General features: G+C 67.1%; 26 protein-coding genes. All 26 read left to right on the top strand.

The window, feature by feature from the left end; translation table 11 throughout:
• The first annotated feature begins 10 nt into the window (after nt 1–10).
• Complete coding sequence (gene rpsS / locus ABD708_RS13360; RefSeq protein ID WP_022882686.1) at nt 11–292, top strand: 30S ribosomal protein S19; 282 nt, start codon at nt 11–13, stop codon at nt 290–292.
• Nucleotides 293–316: 24 nt separating this feature from the next.
• Nucleotides 317–682 (top strand): 50S ribosomal protein L22, encoded by a 366-nt coding sequence (gene rplV / locus ABD708_RS13355; protein ID WP_120788516.1) that lies wholly within the window; start codon nt 317–319, stop codon nt 680–682.
• Nucleotides 682–1,440, top strand: a complete 759-nt coding sequence (gene rpsC / locus ABD708_RS13350) for a 30S ribosomal protein S3 (RefSeq protein ID WP_344755219.1) — start codon at nt 682–684, stop codon at nt 1,438–1,440. The genes rplV and rpsC overlap by 1 nt, the downstream gene beginning before the upstream one ends.
• Complete coding sequence (rplP, locus tag ABD708_RS13345; protein ID WP_120788514.1) at nt 1,440–1,859, top strand: 50S ribosomal protein L16; 420 nt, start codon at nt 1,440–1,442, stop codon at nt 1,857–1,859. The genes rpsC and rplP overlap by 1 nt, the downstream gene beginning before the upstream one ends.
• Nucleotides 1,859–2,188 carry a 50S ribosomal protein L29 gene (gene rpmC, locus ABD708_RS13340; RefSeq protein ID WP_344755217.1) on the top strand — a complete coding sequence of 110 codons (330 nt, stop codon included), beginning with the start codon at nt 1,859–1,861 and terminating at the stop codon, nt 2,186–2,188. The genes rplP and rpmC overlap by 1 nt, the downstream gene beginning before the upstream one ends.
• Nucleotides 2,189–2,190: 2 nt before the next feature.
• Nucleotides 2,191–2,490, top strand: coding sequence for a 30S ribosomal protein S17 (gene rpsQ, locus ABD708_RS13335; RefSeq protein ID WP_344755215.1), 300 nt, complete (start codon nt 2,191–2,193; stop codon nt 2,488–2,490).
• Nucleotides 2,490–2,858: a 50S ribosomal protein L14 gene (gene rplN, locus ABD708_RS13330; protein ID WP_120788511.1), complete on the top strand. Its 369-nt coding sequence runs from the start codon at nt 2,490–2,492 to the stop codon at nt 2,856–2,858. Before rpsQ ends, rplN begins: the two co-directional genes overlap by 1 nt.
• Nucleotides 2,859–2,863: 5 nt before the next feature.
• Nucleotides 2,864–3,223 carry a 50S ribosomal protein L24 gene (rplX, locus tag ABD708_RS13325; protein ID WP_344755212.1) on the top strand — a complete coding sequence of 120 codons (360 nt, stop codon included), beginning with the start codon at nt 2,864–2,866 and terminating at the stop codon, nt 3,221–3,223.
• Entirely contained in the window at nt 3,223–3,813 is a 591-nt protein-coding gene (gene rplE, locus ABD708_RS13320; protein WP_344755210.1) for a 50S ribosomal protein L5, read from the top strand. Before rplX ends, rplE begins: the two co-directional genes overlap by 1 nt.
• A gap of 175 nt (nt 3,814–3,988) precedes the next feature.
• The gene (gene rpsH / locus ABD708_RS13315; RefSeq protein ID WP_344755208.1) at nt 3,989–4,387 is read left to right on the top strand and encodes a 30S ribosomal protein S8; all 399 of its coding nucleotides are present in this window, start codon (nt 3,989–3,991) and stop codon (nt 4,385–4,387) included.
• A 6-nt stretch (nt 4,388–4,393) separates the two neighbouring features.
• Nucleotides 4,394–4,930 (top strand): 50S ribosomal protein L6, encoded by a 537-nt coding sequence (gene rplF / locus ABD708_RS13310; RefSeq protein ID WP_344755206.1) that lies wholly within the window; start codon nt 4,394–4,396, stop codon nt 4,928–4,930.
• Between the two features lie 2 nt (nt 4,931–4,932).
• Nucleotides 4,933–5,292: a 50S ribosomal protein L18 gene (gene rplR, locus ABD708_RS13305; protein ID WP_344755204.1), complete on the top strand. Its 360-nt coding sequence runs from the start codon at nt 4,933–4,935 to the stop codon at nt 5,290–5,292.
• A 29-nt stretch (nt 5,293–5,321) separates the two neighbouring features.
• Nucleotides 5,322–6,026, top strand: a complete 705-nt coding sequence (rpsE, locus tag ABD708_RS13300; protein WP_344755202.1) for a 30S ribosomal protein S5 — start codon at nt 5,322–5,324, stop codon at nt 6,024–6,026.
• On the top strand, nt 6,026–6,208 hold the full coding sequence (gene rpmD / locus ABD708_RS13295) for a 50S ribosomal protein L30 (RefSeq protein ID WP_344755200.1): 183 nt from the start codon (nt 6,026–6,028) through the stop codon (nt 6,206–6,208). Before rpsE ends, rpmD begins: the two co-directional genes overlap by 1 nt.
• Entirely contained in the window at nt 6,208–6,759 is a 552-nt protein-coding gene (gene rplO / locus ABD708_RS13290) for a 50S ribosomal protein L15 (protein ID WP_344755198.1), read from the top strand. Before rpmD ends, rplO begins: the two co-directional genes overlap by 1 nt.
• 109 nt (nt 6,760–6,868) lie before the next feature.
• A complete protein-coding gene (secY, locus tag ABD708_RS13285; RefSeq protein WP_344755196.1) occupies nt 6,869–8,191 on the top strand; it encodes a preprotein translocase subunit SecY in 1,323 nt (440 codons plus the stop codon).
• Nucleotides 8,188–8,814, top strand: coding sequence for an adenylate kinase (locus ABD708_RS13280; protein ID WP_344755194.1), 627 nt, complete (start codon nt 8,188–8,190; stop codon nt 8,812–8,814). The genes secY and ABD708_RS13280 overlap by 4 nt, the downstream gene beginning before the upstream one ends.
• A gap of 11 nt (nt 8,815–8,825) precedes the next feature.
• On the top strand, nt 8,826–9,662 hold the full coding sequence (map, locus tag ABD708_RS13275) for a type I methionyl aminopeptidase (RefSeq protein ID WP_344755192.1): 837 nt from the start codon (nt 8,826–8,828) through the stop codon (nt 9,660–9,662).
• Between the two features lie 17 nt (nt 9,663–9,679).
• Nucleotides 9,680–10,573 carry an aminodeoxychorismate lyase gene (locus ABD708_RS13270; protein WP_344755190.1) on the top strand — a complete coding sequence of 298 codons (894 nt, stop codon included), beginning with the start codon at nt 9,680–9,682 and terminating at the stop codon, nt 10,571–10,573.
• Between the two features lie 174 nt (nt 10,574–10,747).
• On the top strand, nt 10,748–10,969 hold the full coding sequence (gene infA / locus ABD708_RS13265) for a translation initiation factor IF-1 (protein ID WP_021759551.1): 222 nt from the start codon (nt 10,748–10,750) through the stop codon (nt 10,967–10,969).
• Between the two features lie 69 nt (nt 10,970–11,038).
• A complete protein-coding gene (gene rpmJ / locus ABD708_RS13260; RefSeq protein ID WP_120788500.1) occupies nt 11,039–11,155 on the top strand; it encodes a 50S ribosomal protein L36 in 117 nt (38 codons plus the stop codon).
• A 138-nt stretch (nt 11,156–11,293) separates the two neighbouring features.
• Entirely contained in the window at nt 11,294–11,674 is a 381-nt protein-coding gene (gene rpsM / locus ABD708_RS13255; RefSeq protein ID WP_344755186.1) for a 30S ribosomal protein S13, read from the top strand.
• Between the two features lie 35 nt (nt 11,675–11,709).
• Entirely contained in the window at nt 11,710–12,108 is a 399-nt protein-coding gene (gene rpsK / locus ABD708_RS13250) for a 30S ribosomal protein S11 (RefSeq protein ID WP_344755184.1), read from the top strand.
• Nucleotides 12,109–12,234: 126 nt separating this feature from the next.
• The gene (locus tag ABD708_RS13245; RefSeq protein WP_344755182.1) at nt 12,235–13,221 is read left to right on the top strand and encodes a DNA-directed RNA polymerase subunit alpha; all 987 of its coding nucleotides are present in this window, start codon (nt 12,235–12,237) and stop codon (nt 13,219–13,221) included.
• A 44-nt stretch (nt 13,222–13,265) separates the two neighbouring features.
• Nucleotides 13,266–13,859: a 50S ribosomal protein L17 gene (gene rplQ, locus ABD708_RS13240; protein WP_344755180.1), complete on the top strand. Its 594-nt coding sequence runs from the start codon at nt 13,266–13,268 to the stop codon at nt 13,857–13,859.
• A gap of 103 nt (nt 13,860–13,962) precedes the next feature.
• Nucleotides 13,963–14,358, top strand: a complete 396-nt coding sequence (locus ABD708_RS13235) for a YchJ family protein (protein WP_344755178.1) — start codon at nt 13,963–13,965, stop codon at nt 14,356–14,358.
• Nucleotides 14,359–14,438 lie beyond the last annotated feature (80 nt).

Raw genomic sequence — 14,438 nt, 5'->3', positions numbered from 1 at the left:
GAACTAGAAGATGCCCCGCAGTCTCAAGAAGGGCCCCTTCGTCGACGAGCACCTGCTTCAGAAGGTGGTTCGTCAGAACGAGGCCAACTCGAAGAACGTGATCAAGACCTGGTCGCGTCGTTCGATGATCGTCCCGGCCATGCTCGGCCACACCATCGCGGTGCACGACGGTCGCAAGCACATCCCGGTGTTCGTCACCGAGACCATGGTCGGTCACAAGCTCGGCGAGTTCGCTCCGACCCGCACCTTCCGTGGACACGAGAAGGACGACAAGAAGGGTCGTCGCCGCTAAGCGGCGACGTGAGGAGGAGAAGAAATGGTGGAGTCGATCGCACGCGTGCGACACATCCGCATCACGCCTCAGAAGGCTCGTCGCGTCGTCAACCTGATCCGCGGCAAGCAGGCGCAGGAGGCACTGGCCATCCTGAAGTTCGCGCCTCAGAGCGCGAGCGAGCCGATCTACAAGCTGGTCGCGTCGGCCATCGCGAACGCTCGCGTCAAGGCGGATGCCTCGAACCAGTACCTGGACGAGCAGGACCTCTACATCTCGCGCGCATTCGTCGACGAGGGCACCACCCTCAAGCGCTTCCAGCCGCGAGCGCAGGGTCGTGCCTTCCGCATCAACAAGCGCACCAGCCACATCACCGTGGTCCTGGCCACTCCGGACGAAGGGACGAAGTAATGGGTCAGAAAGTCAACCCCTACGGCTTCCGTCTGGGCATCACCACGGACCATGTGTCGCGTTGGTTCTCGGACTCGACCAAGCCTGGGCAGCGTTACGCCGACTACGTCGGCGAGGACATCAAGATCCGCAAGCTGCTGACGACCACCCTCGACCGCGCGGGCGTCGCCCGTATCGAGATCGAGCGCACCCGTGACCGCGTGCGTGTGGACATCCACACCGCCCGCCCGGGTATCGTCATCGGCCGCCGCGGCGCCGAGGCCGAGCGCATCCGCGCCGACCTCGAGAAGCTCACCGGCAAGCAGATCCAGCTCAACATCCTCGAGGTGAAGAACCCCGAGGCAGACGCGCAGCTCGTCGCGCAGGGCATCGCCGAGCAGCTCTCCGCCCGCGTGGCCTTCCGCCGCGCGATGCGCAAGGGCCTGCAGGGCGCGCAGCGCGCCGGCGCCAAGGGCGTCCGCATCCAGGTCTCCGGCCGCCTCGGCGGCGCCGAGATGAGCCGCTCGGAGTTCTACCGCGAGGGCCGCGTGCCGCTGCACACCCTCCGCGCGAACATCGACTACGGCTTCTACGAGGCGAAGACCACCTTCGGCCGCATCGGCGTGAAGGTCTGGATCTACAAGGGCGACATCACCAACAAGGAACTCGCTCGCGAGCAGGCATCCCGCCCCGGCCGCGACCGTAACGACCGCAACGACCGTCCCCGCCGCGCCCCGCGCCAGGCTGAGGCCCCGGTCGCGGAAGGAGCAACGGCATAATGCTGATCCCCCGTAAGGTTGCACACCGCAAGCAGCACCACCCGGGCCGTTCCGGCCAGGCGACCGGCGGCACGAAGGTCAGCTTCGGCGAGTTCGGCATCCAGGCCCTGACCCCCGCTTATGTGACCAACCGTCAGATCGAGTCCGCTCGTATCGCCATGACGCGTCACATCAAGCGTGGCGGCAAGGTGTGGATCAACATCTACCCTGACCGTCCGCTGACCAAGAAGCCTGCTGAGACCCGCATGGGTTCCGGTAAGGGCTCGCCCGAGTGGTGGGTCGCGAACGTCAAGCCGGGTCGCGTCCTCTTCGAGGTCGCCGGCGTCAACGAGGAACTCGCTCGTGAGGCCCTGACCCGTGCCATCCACAAGCTGCCCCTCAAGGCACGAATCATCAAGCGCGAGGAGGGCGACGCGTAATGGCGATCGGTTCCAAGGAGCTCGCACCCGCCGAGCTCGACACGTTCGACGACGCTCGTCTCACCGACGAGCTCAAGAAGGCCAAGGAAGAGCTGTTCAACCTGCGCTTCCAGTCGGCCACCGGCCAGCTCGAGAGCCACGGCCGCCTGCGCGCCGTGAAGCGCGACATCGCTCGCATCTACACGGTCATCCGTGAGCGCGAGCTCGGCATCCGCGCCACCCCGGCCCCGGTCGAGGCCCCGGCGAAGAAGGCTGCCGCCAAGAAGAGCAAGAAGGCAGAAGAGGCCGCTGAGGCCCCGGCTGCCGAGACCGAGTCCGAGGAGGCATAAGCATGGCTACCAAGAAGGCTGAGGCCGAGGTCGCCGAGCAGGCCGCCGAGGCGCGCAACTACCGCAAGACCGCGCGCGGCTACGTCGTCAGCGACAAGATGGACAAGACCATCGTCGTCGAGGTCGAGGACCGCAAGAAGCACCCGCTGTACGGCAAGGTCCTGCGCACCACCAAGAAGGTCAAGGCGCACGACGAGCAGAACACTGCGGGCATCGGCGACCTCGTCATCATCAACGAGACCCGCCCGCTGAGCGCCTCCAAGCGCTGGCGTCTGGTCGAGATCCTCGAGAAGGCGAAGTAATGATCCAGACAGAGTCCCGTCTCAAGGTCGCCGACAACACCGGCGCCAAGGAGCTGCTGACCATTCGCGTGCTGGGCGGCTCGAACCGCCGCTACGCGGGGCTGGGCGACGTCATCGTCGCCACCGTCAAGGATGCAATCCCCGGCGGCAACGTCAAGAAGGGCGACGTCGTCAAGGCGGTCATCGTCCGCACCGTCAAGGAGACCCGTCGTGCCGACGGCTCCTACATCAAGTTCGACGAGAACGCCGCGGTTGTGCTCAACAACAACGGCGAGCCGCGCGGCACCCGTATCTTCGGGCCGGTCGGCCGTGAGCTTCGCGACAAGAAGTTCATGAAGATCGTCTCGCTCGCCCCGGAGGTGATTTAGTCCCCATGGCCAAGATCAAGAAGGGCGACCTCGTCGAGGTCATCGCCGGTGCCACGCAGGCGCGCGGCGGCGACCGTGGCAAGCAGGGCAAGGTCCTGCGCGTCATCACCGAGGAGAACCGCGTCGTCGTCGAGGGCATCAACTTCGTCACGAAGCACGTGAAGGTCGGCCAGACCCAGCGCGGCTCGAAGACCGGTGGTCTCGAGACCGTCGAGGCTCCGATCCACATCTCCAACGTCGCGCTCGTCGACCCCGAGACCAAGAAGCCGACCCGCGTCGGCCACCGGGTCGAGGCGGTCACCAAGGACGGCATCACCAAGAACGTCCGCGTGCGCTACGCCAAGAAGTCAGGTAAGGACCTGTAATGACCGACACCACTGCTGCGGTGGCTGGCAAGATCCAGCCCCGCCTCAAGCAGAAGTACCAGAGCGAGATCGCGCCGGCTCTCAAGGAGCAGTTCGGCTTCACCAACCCGCACCAGATCCCCGGCCTCGTCAAGGTCGTCGTGAACACCGGTGTCGGCGAGGCGGCCCGCGACGGCAAGATCATCGACGGTGCGATCGCCGACCTCACCCTGATCACCGGCCAGAAGCCGCAGGTCACGAAGTCGCGCAAGTCCATCGCGCAGTTCAAGCTGCGCGAGGGCCAGGCCATCGGCGCTCACGTCACCCTGCGCGGCGACCGCGCCTGGGAGTTCCTGGACCGCCTGCTGTCGCTCGCGCTGCCGCGCATCCGCGACTTCCGCGGCCTCTCGGACCGTCAGTTCGACGGCCACGGCAACTACACCTTCGGTGTGCAGGAGCAGTCGATCTTCCACGAGATCAACCAGGACAAGATCGACCGTGTCCGCGGCTTCGACATCACCGTGGTCACCACGGCGAAGACGGACGACGAGGGTCGCGCCCTGCTGCGCGCGCTCGGCTTCCCGTTCAAGTCGGACGACCAGGCTGCGTAAGCCCCGCCTGGGCCTCGCGCTCAGGAACGCCCGCTAAGATGGCGGGGTTTGTGCCACGGCGCAGACCCCGCCCTCCGGCGGGCAGAGTGGGCGAGGCATCCGCCCCGCCCCACCACCACAGGTCGTCGTTCGTGTAACGGCCGGCGAAACCTGGTGAACAAAGGAATCACTCGTCATGACCATGACTGATCCCGTCGCAGACATGCTCACGCGTCTGCGCAACGCGAACTCCGCGTACCACGACACCGTGTCGATGCCCCACTCGAAGCTGAAGGCGCACATCGCCGACATCCTCAAGGCAGAGGGCTACATCTCGGGCTGGTCGGTCGCCGACGCTCGCGTGGGGAAGACCCTCACGCTCGAGCTCAAGTTCGGCCCGAACCGCGAGCGCTCCATCGCCGGCATCAAGCGCGTCTCGAAGCCCGGCCTGCGCGTCTACGCCAAGTCGACCGAGATCCCCACCGTTCTCGGTGGCCTCGGTGTCGCCATCCTGTCCACCTCCTCCGGTCTGCTCACCGACCGCCAGGCTGAGAAGAAGGGCGTCGGCGGGGAAGTCCTCGCCTACGTGTGGTAATCGAAGATGTCGCGTATTGGAAGACTGCCCATCGACATCCCCGCCGGGGTCGATGTGAAGATCGACGGCGCAGCCGTCACCGTCAAGGGCCCCAAGGGTGAGCTGTCGCTCACCGTGGCGAGCCCGATCGAGGTCAAGATCGAGGAGAACCAGGTTCTCGTCACCCGTCCGGACGACGAGCGCAACTCGCGCGCGCTGCACGGCCTGACCCGGTCGCTCATCAACAACAACATCGTCGGCGTGACGCAGGGCTACTCGAAGTCGCTCGAGATCGTCGGCACCGGTTACCGCGTGGCCCAGAAGGGCGCGGCCATCGAGTTTGCCCTCGGCTTCTCGCACCCCGTCACCGTCGAGGCGCCAGCCGGCATCACCTTCGCCGTCGAGGGCAACAACAAGGTGACCGTCACCGGCATCGACAAGCAGCTCGTCGGCGAGACCGCCGCGAACGTCCGCAAGATCAAGAAGCCGGAGCCCTACAAGGGCAAGGGCATCCGCTACGCCGGCGAGGTCGTGCGTCGCAAGGCCGGAAAGGCTGGTAAGTAACCATGGCTAACAACAGCAAGTCTGCTGCCCGCGGCCGCCGCCACCTCCGCCTCCGCAAGAAGGTCGTCGGCACGGCGCTGCGTCCCCGTCTCGTCGTCACCCGCTCGGCCCGCCACGTCTTCGTGCAGGTCGTGGACGACGCCGTCGGCCACACGCTCGCGTCCGCGTCGACCCTCGAAGCCGATCTGCGCGCGTTCGAGGGCGACAAGACCGCAAAGGCCCGCCGCGTCGGCGAGCTGGTCGCCGAGCGCGCCAAGGCCGCCGGCATCGCGGCCGTCGTGTTCGACCGCGGTGGCAACAAGTACGCGGGCCGCGTCGCGGCCATCGCTGAAGGTGCACGCGAAGGCGGTCTGGACCTGTGAGCGACGAAAACATCAAGAAGGAGCAGGACGTGACTGACACGGCCTCGACGATTTCCGAGAAGCCGGTCGAGACTGCCGCGGGCAGCGACACGACCGCTCGAGACACGCGCGACAGCCGTGGTGGCCGTGGCGACCGCGGTGGCCGCGGCGACCGTGGTGGCCGTGGCGACCGCGGTTCGCGTAACGACGACCGCAGCCAGTTCCTGGAGCGCGTCGTGACCATCAACCGCGTCTCCAAGGTCGTGAAGGGTGGTCGTCGCTTCAGCTTCACCGCCCTGGTCGTCGTCGGCGACGGCAACGGCCTGGTGGGCGTCGGCTACGGCAAGGCCCGCGAGGTGCCGCTGGCGATCTCGAAGGGCGTCGAGGAGGCGAAGAAGAACTTCTTCCGCGTCCCGCGCGTCGGCTCGACCGTGCCGCACCCTGTCCAGGGTGAGGCCGCCGCCGGTGTGGTGCTGCTGCGCCCCGCCGCCCCCGGTACCGGTGTCATCGCCGGTGGTCCGGCCCGTGCCGTGCTCGAGTGCGCCGGCATCCACGACGTCCTGAGCAAGTCGCTCGGTTCGTCGAACACCATCAACATCGTGCACGCCACCGTCGCGGCTCTGAAGAGCCTCGAGGAGCCGCGCGCCGTCGCCGCCCGTCGTGGTCTCGACTACGACGAGGTCGTTCCGGCCCGCATTCTGCGTGCCGAGGCTCAGGCAGCCGAGGCTGCCGCTGCAGCGAAGGCAGGTGCCTAATGGCGCGGCTCAAGGTCACCCAGATCAAGGGCAAGGTTAGTGAGAAGCAGAACCAGCGCGACACGCTGCGCAGCCTCGGGCTGAAGCGCATCGGCGATGTGGTCGTCCGCGAGGACAACCAGCAGAACCGCGGCTACGTGCGTACCGTCGCTCACCTGGTGAAGGTTGAGGAGATCGACTAATGGCTGACGAGAAGAAGGCGGAAGAGACCGCCACGCAGTCCAAGAGCACTGCGAAGCCTGCAGCCAAGAAGGCGCCGGCCAAGGCTGCGAAGACGGATGCCCCCGCCGAGCGCGTCAGCGTTCTGAAGGTGCACCACCTGCGCCCCGCCGCAGGTGCCAAGAAGGACCGCACCCGCGTGGGCCGCGGTGAGGGTTCGAAGGGTAAGACCGCGGGCCGCGGCACCAAGGGCACGAAGGCGCGCTACCAGGTGCGCCCGGGCTTCGAGGGCGGCCAGCTGAACTCGGTCATGCGTGCGCCGAAGCTGCGCGGCTTCAAGAACCCGTTCCGCGTCGAGTACCAGGTGGTGAACCTGGAGAAGCTCGCCGAGCTCTACCCGTCGGGTGGCGACGTGACCGTCGCCGACCTGGTGGCCAAGGGCGCCGTTCGCAAGAACGAGAAGGTCAAGGTTCTGGGCACCGGCGACATCGCCGTGAAGCTCAACGTGTCCGTCGACAAGGTCTCCGGCTCGGCCGAGCAGAAGATCGTCGCGGCCGGCGGCTCCATCAAGTAGTACGCGTCTGAGGGCACCGCGCGAGCGGCATCCGCAACTGACGTAAAGTAGAGGGTCGGTGGCCTGCAGCCACCGGCCCTCTCTCATTACCTGAAAGCAGGACGAACCCTTGTTCAGCGCCATCGTGCGGGTGTTCCGCACGCCCGACCTTCGCAAGAAGCTCCTGTTCACTCTTGCGATCATCGCGATCTTCCGACTCGGGTCGTTCATCCCCTCGCCGTACGTGAACTTCAGCAACGTGCAGGCCTGTCTGAACGCCAACCAGGGCACCACGGGCCTCTACGAGCTGGTCAACCTGTTCTCCGGCGGGGCGCTGCTCAAGCTCTCGATCTTCGCGCTCGGCATCATGCCGTACATCACGTCATCGATCATCGTGCAGCTGCTGCGCGTCGTGATCCCGCACTTCGAGACGCTGTACAAAGAGGGCCAGGCCGGTCAGGCGCGCCTGACGCAGTACACGCGCTACCTCACGATCGCCCTGGGTGTGCTGCAGTCGACCACCCTGATCACCGTCGCCCGCAGCGGCGCCCTGTTCGGCACCACGAGCGCCACCGAGTGCTCGAACATCATCACCGACACCAGCTGGTACGCGATCCTGCTCATGGTCATCACGATGACCGCCGGCACCGGCCTCATCATGTGGCTCGGCGAGCTGGTCACTGAGCGCGGCATCGGCAACGGCATGTCGCTGCTGATCTTCACCTCGATCGCGGCGCAGTTCCCCACCTCGTTCTGGGCGATCGAGCAGAGCAACGGCATCGGCACCTTCCTGCTGGTGCTGCTCGTCAGCGTCGTCGTCGTCGGCGCGGTCGTCTTCGTCGAGCAGTCGCAGCGCCGCATCCCCGTACAGTACGCCAAGCGCATGATCGGCAGACGCACCTACGGCGGCAACAACACCTACATCCCGATCAAGGTGAACATGGCCGGCGTCGTGCCCGTCATCTTCGCCTCGTCGCTGCTCTACCTGCCGGCGCTCGTCGCGCAGTTCAACCAGCCTGCCGCGGGCAAGGCGCCTGCGGCGTGGGTCACCTGGGTCACGAACACCCTGACCCGCGGCGACCACCCGCTGTACATGCTGCTGTACGGCCTGCTCATCATCGGCTTCACCTACTTCTACGTCGCGATCACCTTCAATCCGGAAGAGGTCGCCGACAACATGAAGAAGTACGGCGGCTTCATCCCCGGCATCCGCGCCGGCCGCCCGACCGCCGAGTACCTCGACTACGTCCTCACGCGCATCACGCTGCCGGGTTCGTTCTACCTGGCCGTGGTCGCACTCATCCCGCTCGTCGCCTTCGCGCTGCTGGGCGCCAGCAACAACTTCACATTCGGCGGGACGTCGATCCTCATCATCGTGGGCGTCGGCCTCGAGACGGTGAAGCAGATCGACTCGCAACTGCAGCAGCGGCATTACGAAGGGTTGCTTCGATGACGGAAGCCATCACGCAGACCACGCAGGGGGTCGCCCGCCTGCTCATCGTCGGTCCGCCAGGGGCCGGCAAGGGCACGCAGGCGGTCTTCATCGCCGAATCCCTCGGAATCCCTGCCGTGTCGACCGGTGACATCTTCCGCGACAACATCAAGAACGAGACCCCTCTGGGGCTCAAGGTGAAGGAGATCACCTCCACCGGCGCGCTCGTTCCCGACGAGCTCACCAACGAGCTGATCACCGATCGTCTGAGCCAGCCCGATGCGGCGAACGGATTCCTGCTCGACGGGTACCCGCGCACGACCGGCCAGGTCGCCTACCTCGACGAGTGGCTCGCGGGTCGCGGTCTGCAGATCGACGCGGCCGTGCAGCTGACGGCCGACACCGACCACATCGTCGAGCGCCTGCTCAAGCGCGCCGCCGAGCAGGGGCGAGCGGATGACACGGAAGAGGTCATCCGGCACCGCCTCGACGTCTATGCGGAGCAGACCGCGCCGCTCATCGACGTGTTCGCCGACCGCGGGCTGCTGATCACGGTCGACGGCCTCGGCACGGTCGAAGAGGTGGCGGAGCGGATCCACGAGGGGCTCGAGGCCCGCGGCATCCGTCGCCCGGACGCCGCCTAGCCCGCGACCGCATGCGCTCGCTCCGCAAGTCCATCTACAAGTCGCCCGCGCAGCTCCGGCTCATGATCGAGCCGGGGCTCGCGACGGCGGCGAGCCTCGACGCGGTCGAGGCCCTTCTCGCGCCGGGCGTCACGACGCTCGAACTCGACGCAGCCGCAGAGGCGGCGATCGAGGGGCGCGGCCTGAAGTCGAACTTCAAGCTCGAGCACGGCTACTTCCACACGATCTGCGCGTCGATCAACGACGAGGTCGTGCACGGCATCCCCGGCTCCGCCGTCGTGGGGGCGGGCGACATCGTGTCCATCGACTCCGGCGCGATCTCGTCGCAGGGCTGGAACGGCGACGCCGCGCGCAGCTTCGTGGTCGACGATCCGAGTCGGCCCGACGAGGTCGCGGCCCGGCGCGAGCTGAACCGCGTGACCGAGCAGTCGCTGTGGCGCGGTATCGCGGCGCTGTACTCGGCGCAGCACCTCAACGAGGTCGGCGCCGCCATCGAGGAGTACATCGAGTCGCAGGGGGACTACGGCATCCTCACCGACTACATCGGCCACGGCATCGGCCGCTCGATGCACGAGGACCCGCCGGTCTTCAACTACGCGGTGCGTCAGCGAGGTCCCGAGGTGCGCCCCGGCCTCGTCGTCGCGATCGAGCCGATGGTCACGCTCGGCGGTGCCGACACCTACGTGCGCGACGACGGCTGGACCGTCGTCACCGAGGACGGCTCCGCCGCCGCGCACTGGGAGCACAGCGTCGCCGTCCACAAGGACGGCATCTGGGTGCTGACCGCGGCAGACGGCGGCGCGGCCGGCCTCGCCCCGTACGGCATCACGCCGACCCCCATCGCGTAGCAGGGAGATATCCACGGATGCCTGAGCCGATCGTCTTCGTCGTCGATGTCGCCCCCGCCGATGCGTCGCCGCCCGCGGGCGGGTGGGAGTCGACGGTGCGCCGTGCCGCCTCAGGCGAGCCCATCGTGCGGGGCACCGACCTTGCCGCGACGCGCGGTGACGGCGTGTTCGAGACCCTCGGCGTGCTCGACGGCTGCCCGCAGGCCGTCGACGCGCACTTCTGGCGGCTCGCGAACTCGGCCGAGCTGCTCGAGCTGCCCGCACCGAACCTCGAGCAGTGGCGGGTCGCCATGAGGATCGCGGGAAGCGCCCTGCCCACGGATCGCCAGGGCGGCATCAAGCTCGTGCTGTCGCGCGGCGTCGAGGGGGAGGAGCGCTCGACCGGCTGGCTGATCGCGACGGCCTCCGACGACGACTTCGCGAATCGCACCGAGGGGTGGAAGGTCGTCACGCTCGATCGCGGCTACCGCCATGACCTCTCCGAGCGAGCGCCGTGGCTGCTGCCCGGCGCGAAGACGCTGTCGTACGCGGTGAACATGGCGACGCTGCGCGAGGCCGCCCGGCGCGGCGCCGACAACGCGGTCTACCTGTCGTCAGACGGCTACGTCATGGAGGCGCCGCAGTCGAGCGTGCTGCTGCGCCGCGGTGACACGCTCGTGACGCCGAAGACCGACATCGGCATCCTGCCCGGAACCACCCAGCTGAGCGTGTTCGCGCTCGCGTCGCAGTGGGGGCTCGCGACGGAGGACCGGCTCGTCCAGGCATCCGATCTCCTCGACTCGGACGGCGTCTGGCTGCTGTCGAGCGTGAAGCTCGCGACGCCGATCACCGAGGTCGACGGGAAGCCGATCGCGGTCGACCGCGAGCTCACCGAGCGGCTGAACGCGGCCCTGCTCGCCCGTCGGGAGTAGCAACACGCCGAAGGGGCAAGCGAGCTTACGCCTGAACTCGCGTTATGGGAACACTTCGGGTACGATTGATCTTTGGTGTCTTGCGCCCGTTTTGTGGCGCGCGTCGTGCAACGTTCGAGGCATCACATCCCCCGCACGAACAGCGAATTCCGACTTCTTAGCGACAGTGAGGCTATGGCCAAAAAAGACGGCGTCATCGAGATCGAAGGATCTGTGGTCGAGGCTCTGCCCAACGCGATGTTCCGCGTCGAGCTGACCAACGGTCACAAGGTTCTTGCCCACATCAGCGGCAAGATGCGTCAGCACTACATCCGCATCCTCCCCGAGGACCGCGTGATCGTCGAGCTGAGCCCCTACGACCTGACCCGCGGCCGCATCGTCTACCGCTACAAGTAAGGATTCGCTGCACAAGTAACGGCCCTGCCTTCCAGGCAGGCGCACGATGACAGCGAAGGAAACAACTCCATGAAGGTCAAGCCCTCAGTCAAGCGCATCTGCGAGCACTGCAAGATCATCCGCCGCAACGGCCGGGTCATGGTCATCTGCTCGTCGAACCCCAGGCACAAGCAGCGCCAGGGTTAGTCGCCGCAGGCCCCTCAAACTTCATAACTTCACACAGAACAGGCAGCGCCAGAACCGCTTCGGCGGGGACACCTCGGGTTGGAGGCCCGGGCACCGGCACTGCTCCACACCTCCACTCATCTACAGGAGAAAGCCAACATGGCACGTCTTGCAGGCGTTGACATCCCGCGCGAGAAGCGCGTGGAGATCGCACTGACGTACATCTACGGTGTCGGTCGCACCCGGTCGCTTCAGACCCTCGCCGCCACCGGCATCTCGGGGGAGATCCGCGTCAAGGATCTGACCGACGACCAGCTCGTCGCCCTCCGTGACTACATCGAGGGAACCTTCAAGGTCGAGGGTGACCTCCGCCGCGAGGTCCAGGCCGACATCCGGCGCAAGGTCGAGATCGGCTCCTACGAGGGTCTGCGCCACCGCCGTGGCCTCCCGGTGCGCGGTCAGCGCACCAAGACGAACGCTCGTACCCGTAAGGGCCCGAAGCGCACCGTCGCCGGCAAGAAGAAGGCCGGCCGCAAGTAATCGCGGGCCCACGGATTCAGGAGAGATAGACACACATGGCTGCACCCAAGACGGCGGCGCGCAAGCCGCGCCGCAAGGAGAAGAAGAACATCGCTGTGGGCCAGGCCCACATCAAGAGCACGTTCAACAACACGATCGTGTCGATCACCGACACGACCGGTGCTGTGATCAGCTGGGCCTCCGCCGGCCACGTCGGCTTCAAGGGCTCGCGCAAGTCGACCCCCTACGCCGCGCAGACCGCCGCAGAGTCGGCCGCCCGCCAGGCGCAGGAGCACGGCATGAAGAAGGTCGACGTCTTCGTGAAGGGCCCTGGCTCGGGCCGCGAGACCGCCATCCGCTCGCTTCAGGCCGCCGGCCTCGAGGTGGGCAGCATCACCGACGTGACGCCGCAGGCGCACAACGGCGCCCGCCCGCCGAAGCGCCGTCGCGTCTAACTAGGACACTGTCGCGGTACGGATGCCTCAGCCGAGGCATCCGTACCCGCACAAGCTTTTCAAAAACTCCATAACTCCACTCACGCAAGGGTCATATAGCGGACCCTTAGCCGAAAGGAATCAACAGTGCTCATTGCACAGCGTCCTACTCTGACCGAGGAGTCGATCTCGGAGTTCCGCTCGCGGTTCGTCATCGAGCCGCTTGAGCCGGGCTTCGGCTACACCCTCGGCAACTCGCTTCGCCGCACGCTGCTCTCGTCCATCCCGGGCGCCGCGGTCACGAGCATCCGCATCGACGGCGTTCTGCACGAGTTCAGCACGGTGCCGGGCGTCAAGGAGGATGTCACCGAGATCATCCTGAACATCAAGGGCCTGGTCGTCTCGAGCGAGCACGACGAGCCCATCACCGCGTACCTGCGCAAGCAGGGTGCGGGTGAGGTCACGGCCGCCGACATCTCCGCTCCGGCCGGTGTCGAGATCCACAACCCCGAGCTCGTCATCGCGACGCTCAACGACAAGGCGAAGCTCGAGATCGAGCTGACCATCGAGCGCGGCCGCGGTTACGTCTCGGCGCAGCAGAACCGCAGCGAGTTCAGCGAGGCCGGCCAGATCCCGGTCGACTCGATCTACTCGCCGGTGCTCAAGGTCACCTACCGTGTCGAGGCCACCCGTGCCGGCGAGCGCACCGACTTCGACCGCCTCGTGGTCGACGTCGAGACCAAGCCCGCGATCAGCCCGCGCGACGCGATCGCCTCGGCCGGTCGCACGCTGGTCGAGCTGTTCGGCCTCGCCCGCGAGCTGAACAATCAGGCAGAGGGCATCGAGATCGGCCCGGCTCCGGTCGACGCCGTGCTCAGCTCCGAGCTGTCGATGCCGATCGAGGACCTCGACCTCTCTGTGCGCTCCTACAACTGCCTCAAGCGCGAGGGCATCAACACCGTCAGCGAGCTGGTCTCCCTCTCGGAGACGCAGCTCATGAACATCCGCAACTTCGGCCAGAAGTCGGTGGATGAGGTCAAGGAGAAGCTGACGGAGATGGGCCTGTCCCTCAAGGACTCGGTTCCCGGGTTCGACGGTGCCCACTTCTACAGCGGCTTCGAGGACGAGAACTGAGTTCTCGCGTCTCGACCAACCACCTTTACTAACGGAGAAACACCATGCCCAAGCCCACGAAGGGCCCCCGCCTCGGAGGCGGTCCCGCCCACGAGCGCCTGCTCCTCGCGAACCTGGCCGCCAGCCTGTTCACGCACAAGTCGATCCAGACGACCGAGGCCAAGGCCAAGCGCCTGCGCCCGATCGCTGAGCGCCTGATCACCTTCGCGAAGCGCGGCGACCTGCACGCCCGCCGTCGCGTGCTCGCCGTCATCAAGGACAAGTCGGTGGTGCACGAGCTGTTCACGCAGATCGCCCCGCTCGTCGCCGACCGCGAGGGCGGTTACACCCGCATCGTCAAGACCGGCTTCCGCAAGGGCGACAACGCGCCTCTCGCCGTGATCGAGCTCGTCCTCGAGCCCGTCACCCCGAAAGCGAAGAAGGCCAAGCCGGCCGCTGCCGCGCCGGCTGAGGCTTCCGCTGAGGAGCCCGCCGCCGAGGAGGAGGCCGAGGTCGTCGAGACCGAGGCCGCTGAGGAGACTGAGGTCGCCGACGAGGCCGAGGCCGCTGAGGCTCCCGCCGAGGAGACCGAGGCTGCTGCTGAGGAGACCGAGGCCGCTGCCGACGAGGCGCCCGCCGCTGAGGAGAAGGCCGAGTAACTCCGGCTTCCTTCGCCGCGCTCGCCAGAACGCCCCGCACCGAACAGGTGGGGGCGTTCTGCATATCTGGCGCACGCACCGTCCGCGGGGCGATGATGAAGGCGTGACGGATGCCGGAGACCGCTGTCCGTGCGGCAGCGGATTGAGCTACGGGGAATGCTGCGGCCCCATCCACGCCGGCGAGCGCCGCGCGGCGACCGCCGAGCAGCTGATGCGCAGCCGCTATTGCGCCTTCGCGCTGGGCGACACGGCGTACGTGCTCGCGTCCTGGCATCCGTCCACCCGGCCGGCGTCGATCGAAGCCGAGCCCGACGTCGTCTGGCGCCGCCTCGACATTCTCAAGACGGCGGGCGGCGGGCCGTTCGACACCGCCGGCGCGGTCGAGTTCCGCGCCGTCTGGCGGCAGGGTGCCGAGCGCGGCGTGCTGCACGAGCGCAGCCGCTTCGAGCGCGTCGATGGTGCGTGGCTCTACGTCGCCGGCGAGCTCCTTCCGGGGTGAGCCAGGTCGGCAGAAAGGCGCGGAAAGCTCGAGTGAAGCGCGCTTTTGCGACGACCGGCGTGGCGTGGTGCGCCGATACG

The sequence above is a fragment of the Gryllotalpicola koreensis genome (assembly GCF_039538185.1).
Classification (GTDB): domain Bacteria; phylum Actinomycetota; class Actinomycetes; order Actinomycetales; family Microbacteriaceae; genus Gryllotalpicola; species Gryllotalpicola koreensis.
The sequence above is the reverse complement of the archived record's forward strand: the minus strand, read 5'-3'. Positions and strand labels throughout refer to the sequence as shown.